This window comes from Bacteroides sp. HMSC067B03 (genome assembly GCF_001811315.1).
Lineage (GTDB): Bacteria > Bacteroidota > Bacteroidia > Bacteroidales > Bacteroidaceae > Bacteroides > Bacteroides faecis.
The window spans coordinates 1-315 of the sequence record NZ_KV804483.1 but is presented as its reverse complement, the minus strand read 5'-3'; the positions used below and the strand labels follow the sequence as shown (position 1 = coordinate 315).

Below are 315 nucleotides of genomic sequence, written 5' to 3'. Positions count from 1 at the left end.
TCGCTGTATGTCAACTCTTTTGTGGTATTTGTCCGTCCGTCCGTTAGGTCTAGCAGGATAGCCCGCTTTTGTTCGTCATCAATGCCTTGTGCGCTGTATATGATATGCAGGCGTTTGATAAGGCTCTTACTGATAGGTTTCTTCGTCTTCTGTTCCATCATTATCGCTTTTTATATTTTCAATCCAATGTTTTTGATACCCTTCCGCCCATACTATGTAATATCCGCGTGAACCTCCTTTGCCACGTCCGATAAATGTTGCCTTGAAATGTTCCACGTAGATTCTTTTAAAGCTGTCACGTTTCACGTCATAGGC

General features: G+C 42.9%; 1 pseudogene. It reads right to left on the bottom strand.

The window, feature by feature from the left end:
• Positions 1-126: 126 nt before the first annotated feature.
• Positions 127-315 (bottom strand): annotated as a pseudogene (locus HMPREF2794_RS25545) (hypothetical protein); the annotation flags it as partial.